We start from the raw sequence: 18,662 nt of genomic DNA, 5'->3' as shown, positions 1-18,662 counted from the left end.
CCCGCGGCGCCCCGCCGATCCTCGTCGTCGGCACCACCCGCGACCCCGCCACCCCGTACCCCTGGGCCCAGTCCCTCGCCCGTCAACTCGACTCCGGCCACCTCCTCACCTACGACGGCGACGGCCACACCGCCTACCACCGCGGCAGCCCCTGCATCGACGACGCCGTCGACCTCTACCTGACCCACGGCGAACTCCCCGCCCCCGGCACCATCTGCGGCTGACCCGCGCCGCTGCGCGTCCGGGCCTTGGCCGTTGGCCCGTGCCGGGTCAGACTCGTGCCCGTGGAGGAAGCGATCCCGCTCGGCCGGGGCGATGTGCGCTGGGTGTTCCCGGATCCGGCTGACGCCGAGGCCGTGCAGGAAGCGCTGAGCACGGCCGGTGCGCTCGTCTCGCGGTTGGCCGAGCACCTCGGCGTCCGGGCCGGTCACACCGGAAGTGGCCTGGAGTACCACCGCGTTGAGGGCTTCGAGCTCGCGGGAGTCTTCGGCTCCGTGGAGGTCCGCGAGGTCTCCTTCCATGCGCGGCTGTACGTCCCGCGGCGATGCCTCTGGGACCTGCGCGGGGGTCCGCCGTGGGAGGTCGAGGCGGAGGTCAGGGTGGCGTGCGACCGCGAGGTGGATTGCGGCGGGCACACCGTCGCCGAGAGCGGGCGCTCCTGCGACACCCCCCTGGACGCGGCGCGCGGCCTGGTGCGGGCCGCGGCGTGGCTGCTTGCCCAGGGTGTCGGTGAGCCGCCGCACGCTTGGCGCTCGCGGGACCCTGGGTGCCCCCCGGGTCCGGTGGACTGAGAGGACGGCCTCGGGGCGGCCGGCACGCGGCGGCCATCCCTATTAGTATTGAATGATACGATCGCGATCGTAACAATAGGTGGAGCTGACGCGATGGGTGTGGCCCGTTCCTTCCTCTCGTGCAGCACCGGGAGGACAGGAGCAGTCATGAAGATCGCAGTCGCCGGCGGTACCGGGGTGGCCGGACGTTTCGTGGTGGAGGCCGTACGGGCCCGCGGACACGAACCCGTGGTGCTGTCACGCGGACAGGGCGTCGACCTGGTGAGCGGGTCGGGGCTGGAAGCGGCGCTGACCGGGGCCGACGCGGTGATCGACGTCAGCAACGTGACCACGAACCGCAAGTCGGTCGCCGTCGGCTTCTTCGAGAAGGCGGGACGGAACCTCATCGGTGCGGCCGAACGCGCCGGGGTCCGGCACCTCGTGACGCCGTCGATCGTGGGGGTCGACCGGGTCGGGCACCCGTACTACACGGGCAAGCTGCGGCAGGAGGAGATCATCCGGGGCGGGCCGGTGCCATGGACCATCATGCGGGCGACGCAGTTCTACGAGTTCGTCGGTCAGGCGCTGAGCGGTGTCCCCGGACCGATCGCGCTGGTGCCGACGGCGCCGGTCCAGCCCATCGCCGTACGGGAAGTGGCCGAAGCCCTCGTCGACCTCGCCCTCGAAGCGCCGAAGGGGATGGCCCCCGAGCTCGCGGGCCCGCAGGTCGAGTCCCTGGTCGACCTGGCCCGGCGCCTCATCGCCGCGGGCGGCGCGCGCCGCCGTCCGGTCGTGCCCCTGTACTTCCCCGGCGGGATGCGCAGCGGCGGCCTGCTGCCGACCGGCCCGGGCCCCCGCGGCACCCAGACGTTCGCCGAGTGGCTCGAGGCGCAGAGCGCGGCGAAGCCCTCATGAGCGGCCCCGGCTTCGGCCGGGACCGCGAGCGGTGGTCAGGCGGATAGTCACATGAACGAGTCAGGGCTCCCGGGAACATTCCTGGGAGCCCTGATCTGCATCTACGAAGTCGGGGTGGCGGGATTTGAACCCACGGCCTCTTCGTCCCGAACGAAGCGCGCTACCAAGCTGCGCCACACCCCGGTGTCGCGTCGTGGCCTCGGGCCCGGCGCGACGAGGATTACTCTAGCGGACCTCCCGCTGGAGACGAAATCCGGTTTTCCGCGGCGGCTCAGGCGCCCGGTGTCAGGGTGAGCAGGGTGGCCTCGGGCGGGCAGGCGAAGCGGACCGGGGTGTAGCGGTTGGTGCCGCAGCCCGCGGAGACGTGCAGGTAGGAGCGGTGACCGGCGGCCTCGTGGGTGGACAGGCCCTTGACCCGGTCCGCGTCGATGTCGCAGTTGGTGACGAGGGCGCCGTAGAACGGGATGCACAGCTGGCCGCCGTGGGTGTGCCCGGCGAGGATCAGCGGGTAGCGGTCGGCGGTGAAGGCGTCGAGTACGCGCAGGTACGGGGCGTGGACGACCGCGAGCGAGAGGTCGGCGTCCGTGTCGGGACCGCCGGCGATGGCGGCGTAGCGGTCGCGCCGGATGTGGGGGTCGTCGAGGCCCGCGAAGGCGATCTCGATGCCGTCGTCGAGCTTGAGGCGGCCGCGGGTGTTGTTGACCCCGACCCAGCCGGCCACGTCGAAGGCGTCGCGGATCTCCTCCCACGGGTTGCGGATGACGCCGATGGCGGGGTTGTTCTGGCCGTTGAGACCGTGCGTGCCCCGGAGGCGCTCGGCGAGGTAGCGGGCGGGGTTGCGCGGGGTGGGGCCGTAGTAGTCGTTGGAGCCGAAGACGTAGGCGCCGGGGAGGTCGAGCAGCGGCCCGAGGGCGTCCATCAGCTCGGGGACGCCCTGGGGGTCGGAGAGGTTGTCGCCGGTGTTCACGACGAAGTCGGGGCGGAGCCCGGCCAGCGACTGCAGCCAGCGGCGCTTCTTGTTCTGGCCGCGGACCATGTGGATGTCGGAGACCTGCAGGACGCGGATCGGCCGCATCCCGGCCGGCAGCACCGGGACCGCCACCCTGCGCAGCCGGAACGACCGTGCCTCGATCCCGGCCGCGTAGGCCACGCAGGCCGCACCGGCAGCTGTGATGCCCAGGGGTACTCCGTATCGCGCGCGCATGCCCTCCATGGTGGCAGACGGCACGTCAGGGATAAATCCGCGGCCCTCCCGGTGGCGACCTGGCAGACTCGACGCCATGACCACCACGCTCAAGAAGCGTCTGCACGACGACCTCACGGCTGCCATCAAGGGGCGGGACGAGCTGACCTCGTCCACCCTCCGTCTGACCCTCACCGCGATCACCAAGGAGGAGGTCGCGGGCAAGGAGGCGCGCGAGCTCTCCGACGACGAGGTGCTGAAGGTGATCGCCCGCGAGGCGAAGAAGCGCCGGGAGGCCGCCGACGCCTTCGAGCAGGGCGGCCGCAAGGAGGCCGCGGAGCGTGAGCTGGCCGAGCGCGAGGTGCTGGACGCCTACCTGCCCAAGCAACTGGACGACGCGGAGCTGGCCGGCATCGTTGCCGCGGCGATCGAGGAGTCGGGCGCCGAGGGGCCGAAGGCGATCGGCGCGGTCATGAAGATCGTGAACCCGAAGGTCGCCGGCCTGGCCGAGGGCGGCCGGGTCGCCGCCGAGGTGCGCAAGCAGCTCGCGGGCGGCTGACGGGGCCGACGGGGTCGACGGGCCCCGACGCCACGGAGGGCGGCGTGGCCCGCCGGGAGCCCTCCACCGGAACGCCGAAGGGGCGCCGGGACCGATCGGTCCCGGCGCCCCTTCGGCGTCACGTCGTCTCCCGCGGGGCTCAGCCCGGCCCGGTGCCGCCCGTCTCGGGGGTGCCGGTCCCGGGACCCGTGGTGCCGTTGTTTCCGCCGCCGCGGCCGTTGCCACCGCCGGTGGTGAAGCCGTTGGCCCCGTCGCCGCCGAGGGTGTCGCCGCCGAAGATCCCGCCGAGCAGGCCGTCGTCGCCACCGTTGCCGTTGCCGCCGTTGTCACCGCGGCCGTGGTGGTCGTCATCGTCGTTGCGCGGCTTCTCGGGATCCTTGATGGCCACCGTCGGCAGGCCGGGCGAGACGGTGCCGGCCAGGGCGCCGGACATCGCGTCCTTCCAGATCGGACCCGGGGTGTCGGCGCCGTAGACCTCGGCGTGGTAGTGGCCGCCGATGGTGATGTTGGTCATCCTGCGCTTGTGGGCCGGGTCGCCGACCCAGACGGCACCCGCCATGTCCGAGGTGTAGCCCACGAACCAGGCGGCGTACCGGAAGTCCGTCGTACCCGTCTTGCCCGCGCTGTCGCGGTCGCTGAGTCCGGCCTGCTGACCGGTGCCGTCCTCGACCACGCCCTTGAGCAGGGTGCTGATCGTGGAGGCGGTCTGCTCGGACATGGCCCGCTCGCACTCGGTCTTGGGCACCGGCAGCTTCTTGCCGTTCGCGTCGGTGATCGACTCGATGGCGACCGGGGTGCAGTACTCGCCCTTGTTGGCGAAGGCCGCGTAGGCGGCGGCCATCTTCAGCGGCGACATCTCGTTGACGCCGAGGGTGAAGGAGGCACCGAGGCCGAACTTCGTCCCGCCGGCGCGCTTGGTGATGCCGAGGGAGTTGACCATCCGCGTCACGTCGCACAGGCCGGCGTCGGCCTCCAGGGAGACGAAGTAGGTGTTGATCGACTTCGCCAGCGCCTCCCTCATTCCGTACGGGCCGACCTCGTCCTTCCTCTCGTTGGGCACCTTGTCCTTGCTCGTGTAGCGCTTGCCGTCGCAGTCGGTCACGTCCGGGTACGGCATCTCGTTCGGCGAGGGGTAGGACTGGGCCGTCGACATGCCCTTCTCCAGGGCGGCCGCGGCGGTGAAGGGCTTGAACGTCGAACCCGGCTGGTAGCCCGCGCCGCCGCCCATGTTCCGGTCGACGGAGTAGTTGATCTGGGTCTGGTTCTTCTTGAAGCCGTACGGGCGGGACTGGCCCATCCCGACGATCCTGCCCGTGCCCGGCTGGACCAGGGTCACGGCGGTGGCGACGTCGTCGCTCTTGTACACGTGCTGGCTGATCGAGTCCTGGACCGCCCGCTGCGCCTTCGGGTCGAGGGTGGTGCGGACGGTGAGGCCGCCCTGGTCCCAGCGCTTGGCGCGCTCGGCCTTGGTCTTGCCGAAGGCCTTGTCGCTGAGGAAGACCTGGCGCACGTAGTCGCAGAAGAACCCGGCGCCGTTGACGGCGGTGATGCAGCCGTTCTTGGGCTCGCGGATCTTGAGGCCGAGCGGCTTCTTCTTCGCGGCGTCGGCCTGGGCCTGCGTGACGTCCTTCAGGTCGGCCATGCGCTGCAGCACCACGTCGCGGCGCTTCTTGGCCTCCTCCGGGTCGTTCACGGGGTCGTACCGGCTCGGCGACTGGACGAGGCCGGCCAGCAGCGCGGACTCGGTGAGCGACAGGTCCTTGGCGGACTTGCTGAAGTAACGCCGGGAGGCGGCCTCGACCCCGTAGGCCTGCTCGCCGAAGAAGGTGATGTTGAGGTAGTTCTCGAGGATCTTCTGCTTCCCCAGCTCCTGCTCGAGCTGGATGGCGTACTTCATCTCTTTGATCTTGCGACCGATGGTCTGCTGGGTGGCCTGCTGGACCTTGGTGGGGTCGTCGCCGGCCTCCTCGATGAAGACGTTCTTCACGTACTGCTGCGTCAGGGTGGAAGCGCCCTCGGAGACACCGCCCTCCTGGGCGTTCTTGTTGAGCGCGCGCAGGATGCCCTTGACGTCGATCGCGCCGTGCTCGTAGAAGCGGGCGTCCTCGATGGCGACGATGGCCTGCTGCATCGACTTGCTGATCTTGTCGAGCCCCACGACCGTGCGGTCGCGCGAGTAGACGTTCGCGATCAGGTCGCCCTTGACGTCCAGGATCCGGGTGCTCTGCGAGAGCGGCGGGCGCTTCAGCTCGCCCGGCAGGGAGTCGAAGCCGGCCGCGGTGCCCTTGGCGCTCAGTCCGAGCGCCCCCGCCGCGGGGAGGGCGATGCCGGCCAGCACCACGCCGGCCAGGACGCTGACACCCAGGAACTTGGCGGCCTGCTGAGCGGTACTGGTGCCGCCGCTGCTGGTGGGGCGCGATCGCTTGTGACCCATGGGGTGCAGCTTACGTTGCCATTCTTAAGACGTGGGCATGCTTGTTCGCCTACTCTGTAACAGACAGGCGCGAACACTGCGCACACGTCTGTCTTCCATCCTCACTCTTGTGGGTGATGAGAACTGCCCGAATTCCTGTCATATGCCAGCCATATGACCTGGATCTCAGGCCCCAGAAGTGGCGAGCTGACCGTTTTGCGGCAATTCGCCCGTTCTGCCGTCGGCTCACTCCGTCGGGTGATCTGCCGCGTACCCATAGTCCGTTCGGGCCATTCAAGATTGGGCCTGAAAGGGCTGTTGCGCCGTGCCCACCTTCCGTAACGTCCTCAACTGGCAACGGTGAATATGCCGCTTGCCGCCGTGGGGGAGCCTCGATTCGGGAGAGGACGGCGCCAGCATGAGCAGCTGGGTTACGGACTGGAGTACGCAGGCCGCGTGCCGCACGACGGATCCGGATGAACTTTTCGTCCAGGGAGCGGCCCAGAACAGGGCCAAGGCGGTGTGCACCGGCTGCCCGGTGCGTACCGAGTGCCTGGCCGACGCTCTGGACAACCGTGTGGAGTTCGGCGTCTGGGGCGGGATGACCGAGCGGGAGCGCAGGGCGCTGCTGCGCCGGCGTCCCACGGTCACCTCGTGGCGCAGGCTCCTGGAGACGGCGCGCACGGAGTACGAGCGCAGCACGGGTGTGCTCCCGCTCGACGACGAGGGCTACGACGGGGACTACGACGACTACGCCGCCGTCGGCTGACCCTGCGCGAGACGTTGGCCGATCGCGCGCAGGCCCTCGAGGTCGTGCACGTCGCCGGGCAGGGCCGCGACGTCCACCATGGGCACGTCCGGGTGCACCGAGACGAAACGCTCACGGGTGCGCCGCTCGCGCGCGACCAGCTGCATCCGTTCGGCGTGCAGGCGCAGCAGGCCGGCGGTGAGGCGGTCGGTGTCCAGCGGGTCCGTGGTCCGGCCCGCGGCGGGGTCCTGTGCGGGTACGGAAACGGTCGGGGAGCCGGTGGGCGATTCGGGAGAGCTGGTGTCCGCACTGTCCGTACTGGGGGTCCCTTCGCCGCCGTCGGCCGTACGGAGTCCAGCTTTCCCGCCGGGCTGATCCACAATGCCGACGCTTTGAAGATTTTCTGCGGATTCGTCAAACTCCCCGGTCAGCCGGGGAGTTGGCGGATATCCGGCGACAGGGGCGGCGTCGGAGGCGTCAGTCGCGTCAGCGGCATCCAGGTCGTCCAGGTCGTCCAGTGCCTCCGCCGCCGCCAGCGCCCGCTCCGCCGTGAGCTGCGCCGCCCCGCTGCCGTGCACACGGTTCAGCACCAGCCCGGCGAGCGGCATGTTCTCCGCCGCCAGCCGCTCCACGAAGTACGAGGCCTCGCGCAGCGCGTCCCGCTCCGGCGCGGCCACCACCAGGAACGCCGTCCCGTTCGCCTGGAGCAGCTTGTACGTGGCGTCCGCCCGGGAGCGGAAGCCGCCGAACATCGAGTCCATCGCCGCCACGAAGGTCTGCACGTCGCGCAGCAGGTGCGCGCCCATGACCTTGCTGAGCGTGCCGGTCATCATCGACATCCCGACGTTGAGGAACTTCACGCCGGCCCGTCCGCCGACCTTCGCGGGGGCCATCAGCAGCCGGATGAAACGCCCGTCCAGGAAGGACCCCAGCCGCTTGGGGGCGTCCAGGAAGTCCAGCGCCGACCGGCTCGGCGGGGTGTCGACGATGATCAGGTCCCACGCGTCGAGCGCGCGCAGCTGGCCCAGCTTCTCCATGGCCATGTACTCCTGCGTGCCGGCGAAGCCCGCGGAGAGCGACTGGTAGAAGGGGTTGTCCAGGATCGCCCGGGCCCGCTCCTGGTCCGTGTGCTGGAGCACGACCTCGTCGAAGGTCCGCTTCATGTCGAGCATCATCGCGTGCAGCTCACCGCCCGCGGACTCGTCGATCCCGGCCACCTTGCGCGGGGTGTTGTCGAGTTCCGTGAGGCCCATGGACTGCGCCAGCCGACGCGCCGGGTCGATGGTCAGCACGACGGCCTTGCGGCCGCGCTCGGCGGCACGGACGCCCAGCGCCGCGGCCGTGGTGGTCTTGCCGACCCCGCCCGAGCCGCAGCAGACGACGATCCGGGTCCTCGGATCGTCGATCAGCGGGTCGATGTCCAATACCGGACTCTCCAGGCTCATGCGACCCCCAGCCCCTGCTTCCGCAGATTTTCAGCCAATCTGTACAACCCACCGAGATCGACCCCGTCGCCCATCAGTTCCAGCTCGTACGCGGGCAGCCCCAGCGCGGCCAGTTCCTCGCGCTGGGCCCGCTCCAGGGCCACGCGCTCCGCGTGCTCGTGCGCCTGCGCCAGCAGCGGGTCGACGAGCCGCTCCGCGAGGCCGCCGCGCCGCGCGCCGCCCAGCCCGGCCTGGGAGAGCGCCTTGGCGATCGCCGTGCGCTGCCCGTCGCGCGCCGAGGCCACGGCCGCGCCGTCCATCACCACCGGGCGCACCATGTTGATGACCACGGCCCCGGTCGGCAGCCCCGCCTCGCGCAGCTCGGCCACGCCGTCCACGGTCTCCTGGACCGGCATCTCCTCCAGGAGGGTGACCAGGTGCACCGCGGTCTCCGGGGACTTCATCACCCGCATCACGGCCTGCGCCTGATTGTGTATCGGGCCGAACCGGGCCAGCCCGGCGACCTCGTCGTTGACGTTGAGGAAGCGCGTGATCCGCCCGGTCGGCGGCGCGTCCAGCACCACCGCGTCGTACGACCGCCAGCCCGCCCGGTCCTTGCGGCGCACGGCCTCGCAGACCTTGCCGGTCAGCAGGACGTCGCGCAGTCCCGGCGCCACGGTGGTGGCGAAGTCGATCGCGCCCAGCTTCTTCAGGGCCCGGCCGGCCCGGCCGAGCTTGTAGAACATGTCGAGGTAGTCCAGCAGCGCCTGTTCGGCGTCGATGGCCAGGGCGTACACCTCGCCGCCGCCCGGGGCCACGGCGATCTTGCGCTCCTCGTAGGGGAGGGCCTCGGTCTCGAAGAGCTGCGCGATGCCCTGCCGCCCCTCCACCTCCGTCAGCAGTGTCCGTCGACCCTCGGCGGCGAGGGCGAGTGCCAGCGCAGCGGCGACCGTCGTCTTGCCGGTACCGCCCTTGCCCGTCACGATGTGGAGCCTCACACCTGCGAGCCTAACCAGTCGAGGGCGGGGCTACTCGGGGGCGGGGCTGTGCCAGGCATTACAGTCCCCTCATGACGAAGTGGGAATACGCGACCGTGCCGCTGCTGGTGCACGCGACGAAGCAGATCCTGGACACCTGGGGCGAGGACGGCTGGGAGCTCGTCCAGGTCGTGCCGGGCCCGAACAACCCCGAGCAGCTGGTGGCGTACTTCAAACGCGAGAAGAACGCGTGAGCGCGGTCGAGCAGCGGCTGGCGGAACTGGGGCTCGAGCTCCCCGCGGTGGCCGCCCCGCTCGCCGCGTACGTCCCGGCCGTCCGGTCCGGTGCGTACGTCTACACCGCGGGCCAGCTGCCGCTCGTCGAGGGCAAGCTGACCTGCACCGGCAAGGTCGGCGCCGAGGTCACCGCGGACGAGGCCAAGCAACTCGCCCGCACCTGCGCGCTCAACGCCCTGGCCGCGGTCCGCTCCGTCGTGGGTGACCTCGACCGCGTCAAGCGCGTCGTGAAGGTCGTCGGCTTCGTCGCCTCCGCCCCCGACTTCACCGGGCAGCCGGCCGTCGTCAACGGCGCGAGCGAGCTGCTCGGCGAGGTCCTCGGCGAGAAGGGCGTGCACGCCCGCAGCGCCGTCGGTGTGGCCGTCCTGCCGCTCGACGCGCCGGTCGAGGTCGAGATCCAGGTCGAGGTCGAGGACTGACGTCCCGCACCCCTCCGGCGGAGCCGTGCCCCGGCCACCGGAGGGGTACCCCGGGCCCGCCCGGCCCGGGCCCTATCGAACATCCCCGCGCAAGCGCATAGCATCCGCCACATGACCACCACGAACGGCCAGTGGTTCCCGGCGAGCTGGCCCGAGCGCATCCGCGCCCTCACCGCGGGCACCCTGGAGCCCGTCGTGCCGCGCCGTGCGGCGACCGTCCTGCTGCTGCGGGACGGCGACGGCGGCCCCGCCGTGCACCTGCTGCGGCGCCGGGCCTCGATGGCCTTCGCCGCGGGCGCGTACGCCTATCCCGGCGGCGGTGTGGACCCGCGCGACGAGCGCCCGGTGGCCTGGGCGGGGCCCCCGCCGCCGACCTGGGCCGCCCGGCTGGGCGAGGGCCTGGACCCCGCCGCCGCGCAGGCGATCGTGTGCGCGGCCGTGCGCGAGACCTTCGAGGAGTCCGGCGTGCTGCTCGCCGGGCCCGACGAGCGGTCCGTCGTCGCGGACACCACCGGCGAGGACTGGGAGGCCGACCGGCGCGCCCTGGTCTCGCGGGAGCTGTCCTTCGCCGACTTCCTGGCCCGCCGTTCCCTGGTGCTCCGCTCCGACCTGCTCGGCCCGTGGGCCCGCTGGATCACCCCGGAGTTCGAGGAGCGCCGGTACGACACGTGGTTCTTCGTGACCGCGCTCCCGCCCGGCCAGCGCACCCGCGACGTGTCGGGCGAGGCGGACCGCACGGTGTGGCTGCGGCCCGCCGAGGCCGTGGACGGCTACGACCGCGGCGAGATGACCATGCTGCCGCCGACGATCGCGACGCTGCGGGAACTGCTGCCGTACGACTCGGCGTCAGCGGCCCTGGCGGGTGCCGCGGACGGGCGCGACCTCACCCCGGTGCTGGCGCGGGCCGCGCTGGTGGGCGAGGAGATCGTGCTGACCTGGCCCGGCCACGAGGAATTCACCAAGCGCATGGGAGCCGCCGGATGACCTCGGCCCTTCAACCCGGCAAGCCCCGCGCGGAGGTCGGGGGCCGGGCGACCGCCCGCGCGGTGTGCGTGCTCGCGCCGAACCCCTCGCCCATGACGCTGGACGGCACGAACACCTGGCTCGTCTCCGAGCCGGACTCCGAACTCGCCGTCGTCATCGACCCGGGGCCGCTCGACGAGGGCCACCTGAACAACGTGGTCTCCACCGCGCACTCCCTCGGCAAGCGGATCGCCCTCACCCTGCTCACCCACGGCCACCCCGACCACGCCGAGGGCGCGGGCCGCTTCGCCGAGCTGACGGGGACGGCGGTGCGCGCCCTGGACCCGGCACTGCGCCTTGGCGAGGAGGGCCTGTCCGCGGGCGACGTCGTCACCACCGGCGGCCTGGAACTGCGCGTCGTGCCCACCCCCGGGCACACCGCGGACTCGCTCTCCTTCCACCTGCCCGCCGACCTGGCCGTGCTCACCGGCGACACCGTCCTCGGCCGTGGCACCACGGTCGTCGCCCACCCCGACGGGCGGCTGGGTGACTACCTGGACTCCCTGCGCCGGCTGCAGGCGCTCACGATGCACGACGGCGTCGCCACCGTCCTGCCCGGCCACGGCCCGGTCCTCGCCGACGCCCGGGGCGCGGTCGAGTTCTACCTCGCCCACCGTGCCCACCGCCTCGCCCAGGTCGAGACGGCCGTCGAGCGGGGCCTCGCGACCCCCTCCGAGGTCGTCGCCCACGTCTACGCGGACGTCGACCGCGCCCTGTGGCCGGCCGCCGAGCTGTCGGTGCGGGCGCAGCTGGACTACCTGCTGGAGCACGGGCTGATCTGACGTGCGGTGTGCCCGCCCGGCGCCCCCGCGCCCCGCGGACGCTGAGGAGACGCAAGAAGGGGCGCCCACCTCCGGGTGGGCGCCCCTTCGTCCGCGTACGGGCGTCAGCGCGAGCGCTTCGCCAGCCGCTCGACGTCCAGCAGGATGACCGCCCGCGCCTCCAGGCGCAGCCAGCCGCGGCCCGCGAAGTCGGCGAGGGCCTTGTTGACGGTCTCGCGGGAGGCGCCCACCAGCTGGGCGAGTTCCTCCTGCGTGAGGTCGTGGACGACGTGGATGCCCTCCTCGGACTGCACGCCGAAGCGGCGCGACAGGTCCAGCAACGCCTTGGCGACGCGGCCGGGGACGTCGGAGAAGACCAGGTCGGACATGACGTCGTTGGTGCGGCGCAGGCGCCGGGCGACGGCGCGCAGCAGCGCGGTGGAGACCTCGGGGCGGGCGTTGAGCCACGGCTGCAGGTCGCCGTGGCCGAGGCCGAGCAGCTTGACCTCGGTCAGCGCGGTGGCGGTGGCGGTGCGCGGGCCGGGGTCGAAGAGCGACAGCTCACCGATCAGCTCGCCGGGGCCGACGACGGCGAGCATGTTCTCGCGGCCGTCGGGCGAGGTGCGGTGCAGCTTCACCTTGCCCTCGGTGACGACGTACAGCCGGTCCCCGGGTTCCCCCTCGTGGAACAGCGAGTCGCCACGCGCGAGCGTGACCTCCGTCATGGAGGCGCGCAGTTCAGCGGCCTGCTCATCGTCGAGCGCCGCGAAAAGCGGTGCGCGCCGCAGAACGTCGTCCACGAGCTCTCTCCTTGTCGACATCGCTGGGTCGGTCCCCATCATGCCCGACAGCAAAACAGTGCGATCAATCACAAGTCTGTCTTATGTGCTCGTGTGATTGTGCTCCGGGGGTCCGTTTGGGGGCCGGATCGCGGCTCTCCAGGGCGATTGTCGGTGGTGAGGCTTAGGCTGGCCGGGTGTCCGATACGCCAAGTGCGCAGAAGAAACGGCAGGGTGGCGGGGCCAGGAGGGTGACCGCCGCCGCGGATTCCGCTGTGAGCGAACAGCCCGCCCGGGCGACCCCCGGCGGCCGCGCGCGGGCGTCCGGCAAGCCCGAGTCGCGGCTCGCGATGGTCCGCAGGGCCCGGCGGATCAACCGCGAGCTCGCCGAGGTGTACCCGTACGCCCACCCCGAGCTCGACTTCGAGAACCCCTTCCAGCTGCTCGTCGCCACGGTGCTCTCGGCCCAGACGACCGACCTGAGGGTCAACCAGACCACCCCCGCGCTCTTCGCGAAGTACCCGACGCCGGAGGACCTGGCGGCCGCCGACCCGGAGGAGCTGGAGCAGATCCTCCGTCCCACCGGCTTCTTCCGCGCCAAGGCGCGGGCGCTGCTCGGCCTGTCGGCGGCACTCCGTGACATCTTCGGCGGCGAGGTGCCCGGCCGGCTGGAGGACCTGGTCACGCTGCCCGGCGTGGGCCGCAAGACGGCCAACGTGGTGCTCGGCAACGCCTTCGGCGTCCCCGGCCTCACCGTGGACACCCACTTCCAGCGGCTGGTCCACCGTTTCGGCTGGACCGGGGCGAAGGAGCCGGAGAAGATCGAGCAGGACATCATGGCGATCTTCCCGAAGAGCGAGTGGACGATGCTCTCGCACCGTCTGATCTTCCACGGCCGCCGGATGTGCCACGCCCGCCGCCCCGCTTGCGGCGTCTGCCCGATCGCGCCGCTGTGCCCGTCGTACGGCGAGGGCGAGACGGATCCGGAGAAGGCGAAGAAGCTGCTGAAGTACGAGATGGGCGGTGGCCCGGGGCAGCGGCTCAAGCCGCCGCCGGGATTCCCGGGCACGGCGGCGCCGCCGCTGGAGGCGGAGTGACGCAGGCACGACCCGACATCGAGGACGTCACGGTCGACCGCGAGGGGCTGCCGTCCTGGCTCGGCCCGGTGGTCCGCGCGGTCGACGGCGTACGGCCCGAGCAGCTCAGCCGCTTCCTGCCGCCGCCGAGCGGCGGCCGTCCCTCCGCCGTCCTCATCCTCCTCGGCGCGGGGGCCGAGGGGCCCGAGCTGCTCCTGATGGAGCGGGCGGCCTCCCTGCGCTCGCACGCGGGGCAGCCCTCCTTCCCGGGCGGCGCGCTCGACCCGGAGGACGGCGACCCGGAGGGCGAGGGGCCGCTGCGGGCCGCGCTGCGCGAGGCCTGGGAGGAGACCGGCCTCGACCCGTCGGGGGTGCAGGTCTTCGGGGTGCTCCCGCGGCTCTACATCCCGGTGAGCGACTTCGTCGTGACGCCGGTCCTCGGCTGGTGGCGTACGCCGTCGCCGGTGGGAGCGGTCGACCTGGCCGAGACCGCACGGGTGTTCACCGTCCCCGTGGCGGATCTCACCGATCCTGCCAACCGGGCCATGGTGACGCATCCCAGCGGCTTCCAGGGGCCCGCGTTCCTGGTGCGGGAGGCCCTGGTGTGGGGTTTCACGGCGGGTCTGATCGACCGGATCCTCCACCACGCGGGCTGGGAACGACCCTGGGATCGTGCAAAGACGGTCCCGCTGGGTTGATCCTCCATGAGACGGTGTCCCGGTGAATGTGCTGGACATCGTGCTGCTGCTGGCCGCCGTGTGGTTCGCGATCGTGGGCTACCGCCAGGGATTCATCGTCGGCGTGATGTCGGTGGTCGGGTTCCTCGGCGGTGGTCTCGTCGCGGTCTACGTGCTGCCCGCGATCTGGAACGCGGTCACCGACAACGCTCAGCCCGGCACGGTGGCGGTCGTCGCCGCGGTGGTCCTGATCATCGTGTGCGCGTCGGTGGGCCAGGCCTTCACCACGCACCTCGGCAACAAGGTCCGTACGCACGTCAGCTGGTCTCCGGCGCGGGCGATCGACGCCATCGGCGGCGCCCTGGTGAACGTCCTGGCGATGCTGCTGGTCGCCTGGCTCATCGGCTCCGCGCTCGCCACCACGACCACGCTGCCCAGCCTCGGCCGTGAGGTCCGCTCCTCCCGGGTGCTGCTGGGGGTGGCGCAGGTCGTGCCGCGCGAGGCCAACAACTGGTTCGCCGACTTCAGTTCGGTGCTCGCGCAGAACGGACTGCCGCAGGTCTTCTCGCCGTTCGGCAACGAGCCGATCACCGCCGTCCCCGCCCCCGACCCGGCGCTCGCCGACAGCGCGGTCGTCGGCCGCGCGCGGCGCAGCATCGTCAAGGTCGTCGGCACCGCACCGAGCTGCGGCAAGGTGCTGGAGGGCACCGGCTTCGTCTTCGCGCCCCACCGGGTGATGACCAACGCCCACGTCGTCGGCGGCGTCGACAACCCGACCGTGCAGATCGGCGGCGAGGGCCGGGTGCACGACGGCAAGGTCGTGCTCTACGACTGGCAGCGCGACATCGCCGTCATCGACGTACCGTCCCTGGACGCGCCCGCGTTGTCCTTCAGCACCACCGACGCCGGGTCACGCGACGACGCCATCGTCGCCGGCTTCCCGGAGAACGGCGGCTTCGACGTGCGTGCCGCCCGGGTACGCGGCCGCATCCCCGCCTCGGGCCCGGACATCTACCACCGGGGCACCGTCGAGCGCGACGTCTACTCGCTGTACACGCTCGTCCGCCAGGGCAACTCCGGCGGACCGCTGCTCACCCCCGAGGGGCGGGTCTACGGTGTGGTGTTCGCCAAGTCCCTCGACGACGCGGACACCGGCTACGCCCTGACGGCGGACGAGGTCCAGCCGGACGTCCAGGCCGGGCGTACGGCGAACCGGCAGGTCGACACCCAGGGCTGTGCCCTGTAGGGCCTCCGGGGGAGCGGGCCGGTCGGCGAGGGGCCGGGCGGTCAGTCGCTGCGGGTATGCCTCAGCCGGGCGCCCACCCAGCGGGCGCGGCGCCTGAGGATGTGGGGAATGCCGAGGCGGGAGCCTCCGGACCGATGGTCCGGGGCCTGCGTCCCGGTGGTGACCCGCGCTCCGTTGGCGCGGCGGTCGCGTGACACGTCACGGTAGTCGTGCGTCCAGCCCATACCGAGCTGTCTGCCCGGGGTCCATGGTCGGTAACCGCCTGGCGCTCCATCAGTTGGCCTATGCGCCCGGCATTTGGCCGATCGTCATACTGGATTAACGGTCCGGTTCCGGGTCCTTGAGCCAGTTGACCAGCTCGGCCGAGAAAACCGCCGGATCCTCCTCGTGGGGGAAGTGCCCCAGCCCTTCGAAGAGCCGCCAGCGGTACGGCGCCTCCACGTACTCCCCGCTGCCCGCGGCGTGCCGGGACCGCATCGCCGGGTCGAGCGAGCCGTGCAGGTGCAGCGTGGGCACCCGCACCGGACGCTTCATGCGGCGGTTGAACTGGAAGCCGTCCACCCGGGCCAGCGAGCGCACCATCCAGCGGTACGGCTCGATCGAGCAGTGCGCCGTCGACGGGATGAGCATCGCCCGGCGGTAGGCGTCGACCGTCCCGTCCTCCGGCAGCCGGGGCCCCGACCAGTCCCGCAACAGCCGTCCCACCAGCGCCGCGTCGTCCGCGACCAGCTGCCGCTCCGGGACGAACGGGCGCTGGAACCCCCACACGTAGCCGCCGGCCGCGCTGTGCCGCAGGTCCGTCAGCATCGCCGAGCGCCAGCGCCGCGGGTGCGGCATGGAGCACACCGCGAGCCGCCGGACGAGCTTGGGCCGCATCGCGGCCGCCGTCCAGGCCAGGTAACCGCCGAGGTCGTGCCCGACCAGCGCGGCGTCCGGCTCGCCGAGCGAGCGGATCACGCCGGTGACGTCGAGCGCCAGGTTCGCGGGGTCGTAGCCGCGCGGTGTGCGGTCGCTGCCGCCCACCCCGCGCAGGTCCATCGCGACCGCGCGGAAACCCGCGTCGGCCAGCGCGGTCAGCTGGTGCCGCCAGGTCCACCAGAACTGCGGGAAACCGTGCAGCAGGAGCACCAGGGGGCCGTCGCCGAGCTCGGCGATGTGGAAGCGGGCACCGTTCGCGGCGACGTCCCGGTGGGTCCAGGGCCCGTCGATGCGCACCACCGGGGAACTATCAGCGACCGTCATGCCCCGAGCGTGTCACACCTTGGCCTCCACCGTGGCCTCCGTCGTGCCGGAGGGGGCGCTCCGGGGGTGCGGCTTGACGCCCTGCAGCACCGCCGCGGTCTCCTTCGCCGAGGCGATGCTGCGCTCCGGCTTCTTGATCTTCTTGAACTTCGAGCGCGCCATCAGGCCCAGCAGACCGGCCAGCACCAGGTACGCCGCGCCGACGATGAGGAACGACCAGGCGAGGCCGAGCCCCAGGTTGTGGATGCCGTACGCCGCCGCGAAGCTGAGCACCGGCAGCGAGAAGAGGGCCAGGATGCCGGCGGCGCCCACCGCGCCGCCGCCGATGCCGGCGCGCTTCACGTCCAGCCGCAGTTCGGCCTTGGCGAGGGCGATCTCCTCGTGGACCAGTTCGGACAGGTCCGCCGTCGCCGAGGCGAAGAGATGGCCGAGGCTGCGGCTTCCGTTCGGGCTCACGGTCACCCCCACGTTCACGGGCTCGTCCGCTGGGCTCATCGGGTCCTCCGTCGTCGTCATGGTGCGTCAGTCGTCATACGGGGCATTCGGGTTACCCCCTGATCATGCCCGACTCATCCTCGCCGGTGTCCCCGGAGCGCGCCACTTCCGCGAGCCTGCGGTGCTCGGCCGCCTTCGCCTCGTGGATCGCGGCCATGCGCAGGTGGAACTCGGGGTCCGCCCACTCGTAGACGTCCGGCACGCCGTCCCGGTCCTCGTCGCGCTCCTCGTGCTCACAGATGCGGCGGTACCTGTCGTTGCGGAGCTTGAGCAGCACCGCGGCGAGCACCGCCGAGGTGAACGAGCCGATCAGGACGGCCGCCTTGACCTCCTCGGTCAGCACCTGGTCGCCCTCGAAGGCCAGCTCGCCGATGAGCAGGGAGACCGTGAAGCCGATCCCGGCGAGCGTGGCGACGGCCAGGACGTCGGCCCACGCCAGGTCGGGGTTGAGCTCCGCGCGGGTGAAGCGCGCCGCCAGCCATGTGCCGCCGAACACCCCGACCGCCTTGCCGACGACCAGTCCCAGCACCACGCCCAGCGTCTCGGGGCGGCCGAACACCTCCGCGAGCGTGCCGCCGGCGATCGGCACCCCGGCGGAGAAGAGCGCGAAGAGCGGCACCGCGATCCCGGCCGAGAGCGGCCGTACGAGGTGCTCGATCCGCTCTCCGGGGGACTGCTCCTCGCCCTCGCGCCGGTGGCAGCGCAGCATCAGGCCCATCGCGACGCCCGCGATCGTGGCGTGCACCCCGCTGGCGTGCATCAGCGCCCAGTTGACGAGGGCGAGCGGCACGTACACGTACCAGCCGTGCACCTCGCAGCGCAGCAGCACCCGGAACAGCACGAGCCCGGCGAGGGCCAGGGCCAGCGCGACGAGGTTGATGCCCGAGGTGAAGAAGACCGCGATGATCAGGATTGCGAACAGGTCGTCCACGACCGCCAGCGTCAGCAGGAACGCGCGCAGTGCGGACGGCAGCGCGGTGCCGAGCACCGCCAGCACCGCCAGGGCGAACGCGATGTCGGTCGCCATCGGCACCGCCCAGCCCTGCAGGGAGCCGCCACCCGTGGCGTTGACCACCGCGTACACGACGGCGGGCACGGCCATGCCGCAGATCGCGGCGACGACGGGGAGCGCCGCCGCCGACGGACGGCGCAGCTCGCCCGCGACCAGTTCCCGCTTGAGTTCGATGCCGGCGACGAAGAAGAAGACCGTCAGCAGCCCGTCCGCGGCCCAGTGCCCCACCGACAGGTCCAGGTGCAGCGCCCCGGGCCCGAAGCTGAAGGCGACGGTGGACCGGTACGAGGCGCTCAGCGGGGTGTTCGCCCAGACCAGCGCGACGACGGCGGCCAGCAGCAGGATCACGCCGCCCACGGTCTCCGTCCGCAGCGCGTCGGCGACGTACTTCCGTTCGGGGAGGGACATCCGGCCCAGGAAGACCGAACGGCGGCGGTTGGTCGCGGTCACGGGGGGTGGACCTCCGGTCGGGCTCGGCATGGCTGATCACCTTGCCGACCAGACTTCCCGGCACGCCCCGATCCACTGTCGCGTTCCCTACGCGCCCGGCAGCTTATCGGGTCGGCGCCGGAGGCTCCGGCGTTCTTCACATTACGGACAATCGCCGGGCGTCGCAGGGCCCCCGCACCCCCGGGGAACGGGGAAGA

Annotated in this window: 21 protein-coding genes and 1 tRNA gene; 12 read left to right on the top strand and 10 right to left on the bottom strand. The window is 71.9% G+C overall.

The window, feature by feature from the left end; translation table 11 throughout:
* From PV341_RS17560 to PV341_RS17550, 3 genes are all read left to right on the top strand, one after another.
* A partial coding sequence (locus PV341_RS17560; protein WP_500358294.1) for an alpha/beta hydrolase occupies nucleotides 1-224 on the top strand: 224 nt, incomplete at its 5' end.
* 60 nt (nucleotides 225-284) lie between these two features.
* Nucleotides 285-791, top strand: a complete 507-nt coding sequence (locus tag PV341_RS17555) for a hypothetical protein (protein WP_500332014.1) — start codon at nucleotides 285-287, stop codon at nucleotides 789-791.
* Between the two features lie 147 nt (nucleotides 792-938).
* Nucleotides 939-1,685, top strand: coding sequence for an SDR family oxidoreductase (locus PV341_RS17550; RefSeq protein WP_500332013.1), 747 nt, complete (start codon nucleotides 939-941; stop codon nucleotides 1,683-1,685).
* 109 nt (nucleotides 1,686-1,794) lie between these two features.
* Here PV341_RS17550 and PV341_RS17545 read toward each other — a convergent pair.
* Nucleotides 1,795-1,868, bottom strand: a tRNA-Pro gene (locus PV341_RS17545).
* An 88-nt stretch (nucleotides 1,869-1,956) separates the two neighbouring features.
* Complete coding sequence (locus tag PV341_RS17540) at nucleotides 1,957-2,889, bottom strand: metallophosphoesterase (RefSeq protein WP_500332012.1); 933 nt, start codon at nucleotides 2,887-2,889, stop codon at nucleotides 1,957-1,959.
* A 76-nt stretch (nucleotides 2,890-2,965) separates the two neighbouring features.
* Here PV341_RS17540 and PV341_RS17535 point away from each other — a divergent pair, with 76 nt between their 5' ends.
* Nucleotides 2,966-3,427: a GatB/YqeY domain-containing protein gene (locus PV341_RS17535; protein WP_500332011.1), complete on the top strand. Its 462-nt coding sequence runs from the start codon at nucleotides 2,966-2,968 to the stop codon at nucleotides 3,425-3,427.
* 139 nt (nucleotides 3,428-3,566) lie between these two features.
* Here the strand turns inward: PV341_RS17535 and PV341_RS17530 are convergent, their stop codons facing one another.
* Nucleotides 3,567-5,861, bottom strand: coding sequence for a transglycosylase domain-containing protein (locus PV341_RS17530; protein WP_500332010.1), 2,295 nt, complete (start codon nucleotides 5,859-5,861; stop codon nucleotides 3,567-3,569).
* 397 nt (nucleotides 5,862-6,258) lie between these two features.
* Here PV341_RS17530 and PV341_RS17525 point away from each other — a divergent pair, with 397 nt between their 5' ends.
* Nucleotides 6,259-6,609: a WhiB family transcriptional regulator gene (locus PV341_RS17525; protein WP_499604943.1), complete on the top strand. Its 351-nt coding sequence runs from the start codon at nucleotides 6,259-6,261 to the stop codon at nucleotides 6,607-6,609.
* On the opposite strand, the gene bagB is transcribed toward PV341_RS17525, so the two are convergent.
* On the bottom strand, nucleotides 6,591-8,033 hold the full coding sequence (gene bagB, locus PV341_RS17520; protein WP_500332009.1) for an ATPase BagB: 1,443 nt from the start codon (nucleotides 8,031-8,033) through the stop codon (nucleotides 6,591-6,593). The genes PV341_RS17525 and bagB overlap by 19 nt on opposite strands.
* On the bottom strand, nucleotides 8,030-9,010 hold the full coding sequence (bagA, locus tag PV341_RS17515; protein WP_499513051.1) for a P-loop NTPase family protein: 981 nt from the start codon (nucleotides 9,008-9,010) through the stop codon (nucleotides 8,030-8,032). Before bagA ends, bagB begins: the two co-directional genes overlap by 4 nt.
* A 71-nt stretch (nucleotides 9,011-9,081) precedes the next feature.
* Between bagA and sp36 the strand changes: the two genes are divergently transcribed.
* The 4 genes from sp36 (at nucleotide 9,082) to PV341_RS17495 (ending at nucleotide 11,509) form a co-directional block, all read left to right on the top strand.
* Nucleotides 9,082-9,243: a Sp36 family protein gene (sp36, locus tag PV341_RS17510; RefSeq protein ID WP_450400653.1), complete on the top strand. Its 162-nt coding sequence runs from the start codon at nucleotides 9,082-9,084 to the stop codon at nucleotides 9,241-9,243.
* Nucleotides 9,240-9,704: a RidA family protein gene (locus tag PV341_RS17505; RefSeq protein WP_500332008.1), complete on the top strand. Its 465-nt coding sequence runs from the start codon at nucleotides 9,240-9,242 to the stop codon at nucleotides 9,702-9,704. Before sp36 ends, PV341_RS17505 begins: the two co-directional genes overlap by 4 nt.
* A 111-nt stretch (nucleotides 9,705-9,815) precedes the next feature.
* The gene (locus tag PV341_RS17500; protein ID WP_500332007.1) at nucleotides 9,816-10,688 is read left to right on the top strand and encodes an NUDIX hydrolase; all 873 of its coding nucleotides are present in this window, start codon (nucleotides 9,816-9,818) and stop codon (nucleotides 10,686-10,688) included.
* Nucleotides 10,685-11,509, top strand: a complete 825-nt coding sequence (locus PV341_RS17495; protein WP_500332006.1) for an MBL fold metallo-hydrolase — start codon at nucleotides 10,685-10,687, stop codon at nucleotides 11,507-11,509. The genes PV341_RS17500 and PV341_RS17495 overlap by 4 nt, the downstream gene beginning before the upstream one ends.
* 104 nt (nucleotides 11,510-11,613) lie before the next feature.
* Here the strand turns inward: PV341_RS17495 and PV341_RS17490 are convergent, their stop codons facing one another.
* Nucleotides 11,614-12,288 (bottom strand): Crp/Fnr family transcriptional regulator, encoded by a 675-nt coding sequence (locus tag PV341_RS17490; protein ID WP_431950174.1) that lies wholly within the window; start codon nucleotides 12,286-12,288, stop codon nucleotides 11,614-11,616.
* 254 nt (nucleotides 12,289-12,542) lie between these two features.
* Between PV341_RS17490 and nth the strand changes: the two genes are divergently transcribed.
* The 3 genes from nth to PV341_RS17475 are packed head-to-tail and all read left to right on the top strand — an operon-like array spanning nucleotide 12,543 to nucleotide 15,266.
* Nucleotides 12,543-13,364: an endonuclease III gene (nth, locus tag PV341_RS17485; RefSeq protein WP_500332005.1), complete on the top strand. Its 822-nt coding sequence runs from the start codon at nucleotides 12,543-12,545 to the stop codon at nucleotides 13,362-13,364.
* Nucleotides 13,361-14,041: an NUDIX hydrolase gene (locus PV341_RS17480; RefSeq protein WP_500332004.1), complete on the top strand. Its 681-nt coding sequence runs from the start codon at nucleotides 13,361-13,363 to the stop codon at nucleotides 14,039-14,041. Before nth ends, PV341_RS17480 begins: the two co-directional genes overlap by 4 nt.
* A gap of 22 nt (nucleotides 14,042-14,063) precedes the next feature.
* Complete coding sequence (locus PV341_RS17475; protein WP_500332003.1) at nucleotides 14,064-15,266, top strand: MarP family serine protease; 1,203 nt, start codon at nucleotides 14,064-14,066, stop codon at nucleotides 15,264-15,266.
* Nucleotides 15,267-15,307: 41 nt separating this feature from the next.
* Here PV341_RS17475 and PV341_RS17470 read toward each other — a convergent pair whose 3' ends face one another.
* The 4 genes from PV341_RS17470 to nhaA form a co-directional block, all read right to left on the bottom strand.
* On the bottom strand, nucleotides 15,308-15,490 hold the full coding sequence (locus PV341_RS17470) for a hypothetical protein (protein ID WP_499513058.1): 183 nt from the start codon (nucleotides 15,488-15,490) through the stop codon (nucleotides 15,308-15,310).
* Between the two features lie 94 nt (nucleotides 15,491-15,584).
* Complete coding sequence (locus tag PV341_RS17465) at nucleotides 15,585-16,508, bottom strand: alpha/beta fold hydrolase (RefSeq protein WP_499513059.1); 924 nt, start codon at nucleotides 16,506-16,508, stop codon at nucleotides 15,585-15,587.
* 12 nt (nucleotides 16,509-16,520) lie between these two features.
* Nucleotides 16,521-17,003: a phage holin family protein gene (locus PV341_RS17460; protein WP_500332002.1), complete on the bottom strand. Its 483-nt coding sequence runs from the start codon at nucleotides 17,001-17,003 to the stop codon at nucleotides 16,521-16,523.
* Between the two features lie 52 nt (nucleotides 17,004-17,055).
* Entirely contained in the window at nucleotides 17,056-18,495 is a 1,440-nt protein-coding gene (nhaA, locus tag PV341_RS17455) for a Na+/H+ antiporter NhaA (RefSeq protein ID WP_500332001.1), read from the bottom strand.
* Nucleotides 18,496-18,662: the final 167 nt, after the last annotated feature.

The organism is Streptomyces sp. PA03-1a (genome assembly GCF_033792805.1).
Taxonomy (GTDB): Bacteria; Actinomycetota; Actinomycetes; order Streptomycetales; family Streptomycetaceae; genus Actinacidiphila.
Note: the sequence above shows the minus strand (reverse complement) of the source record. Positions and strands in the feature narration are given on the sequence as shown.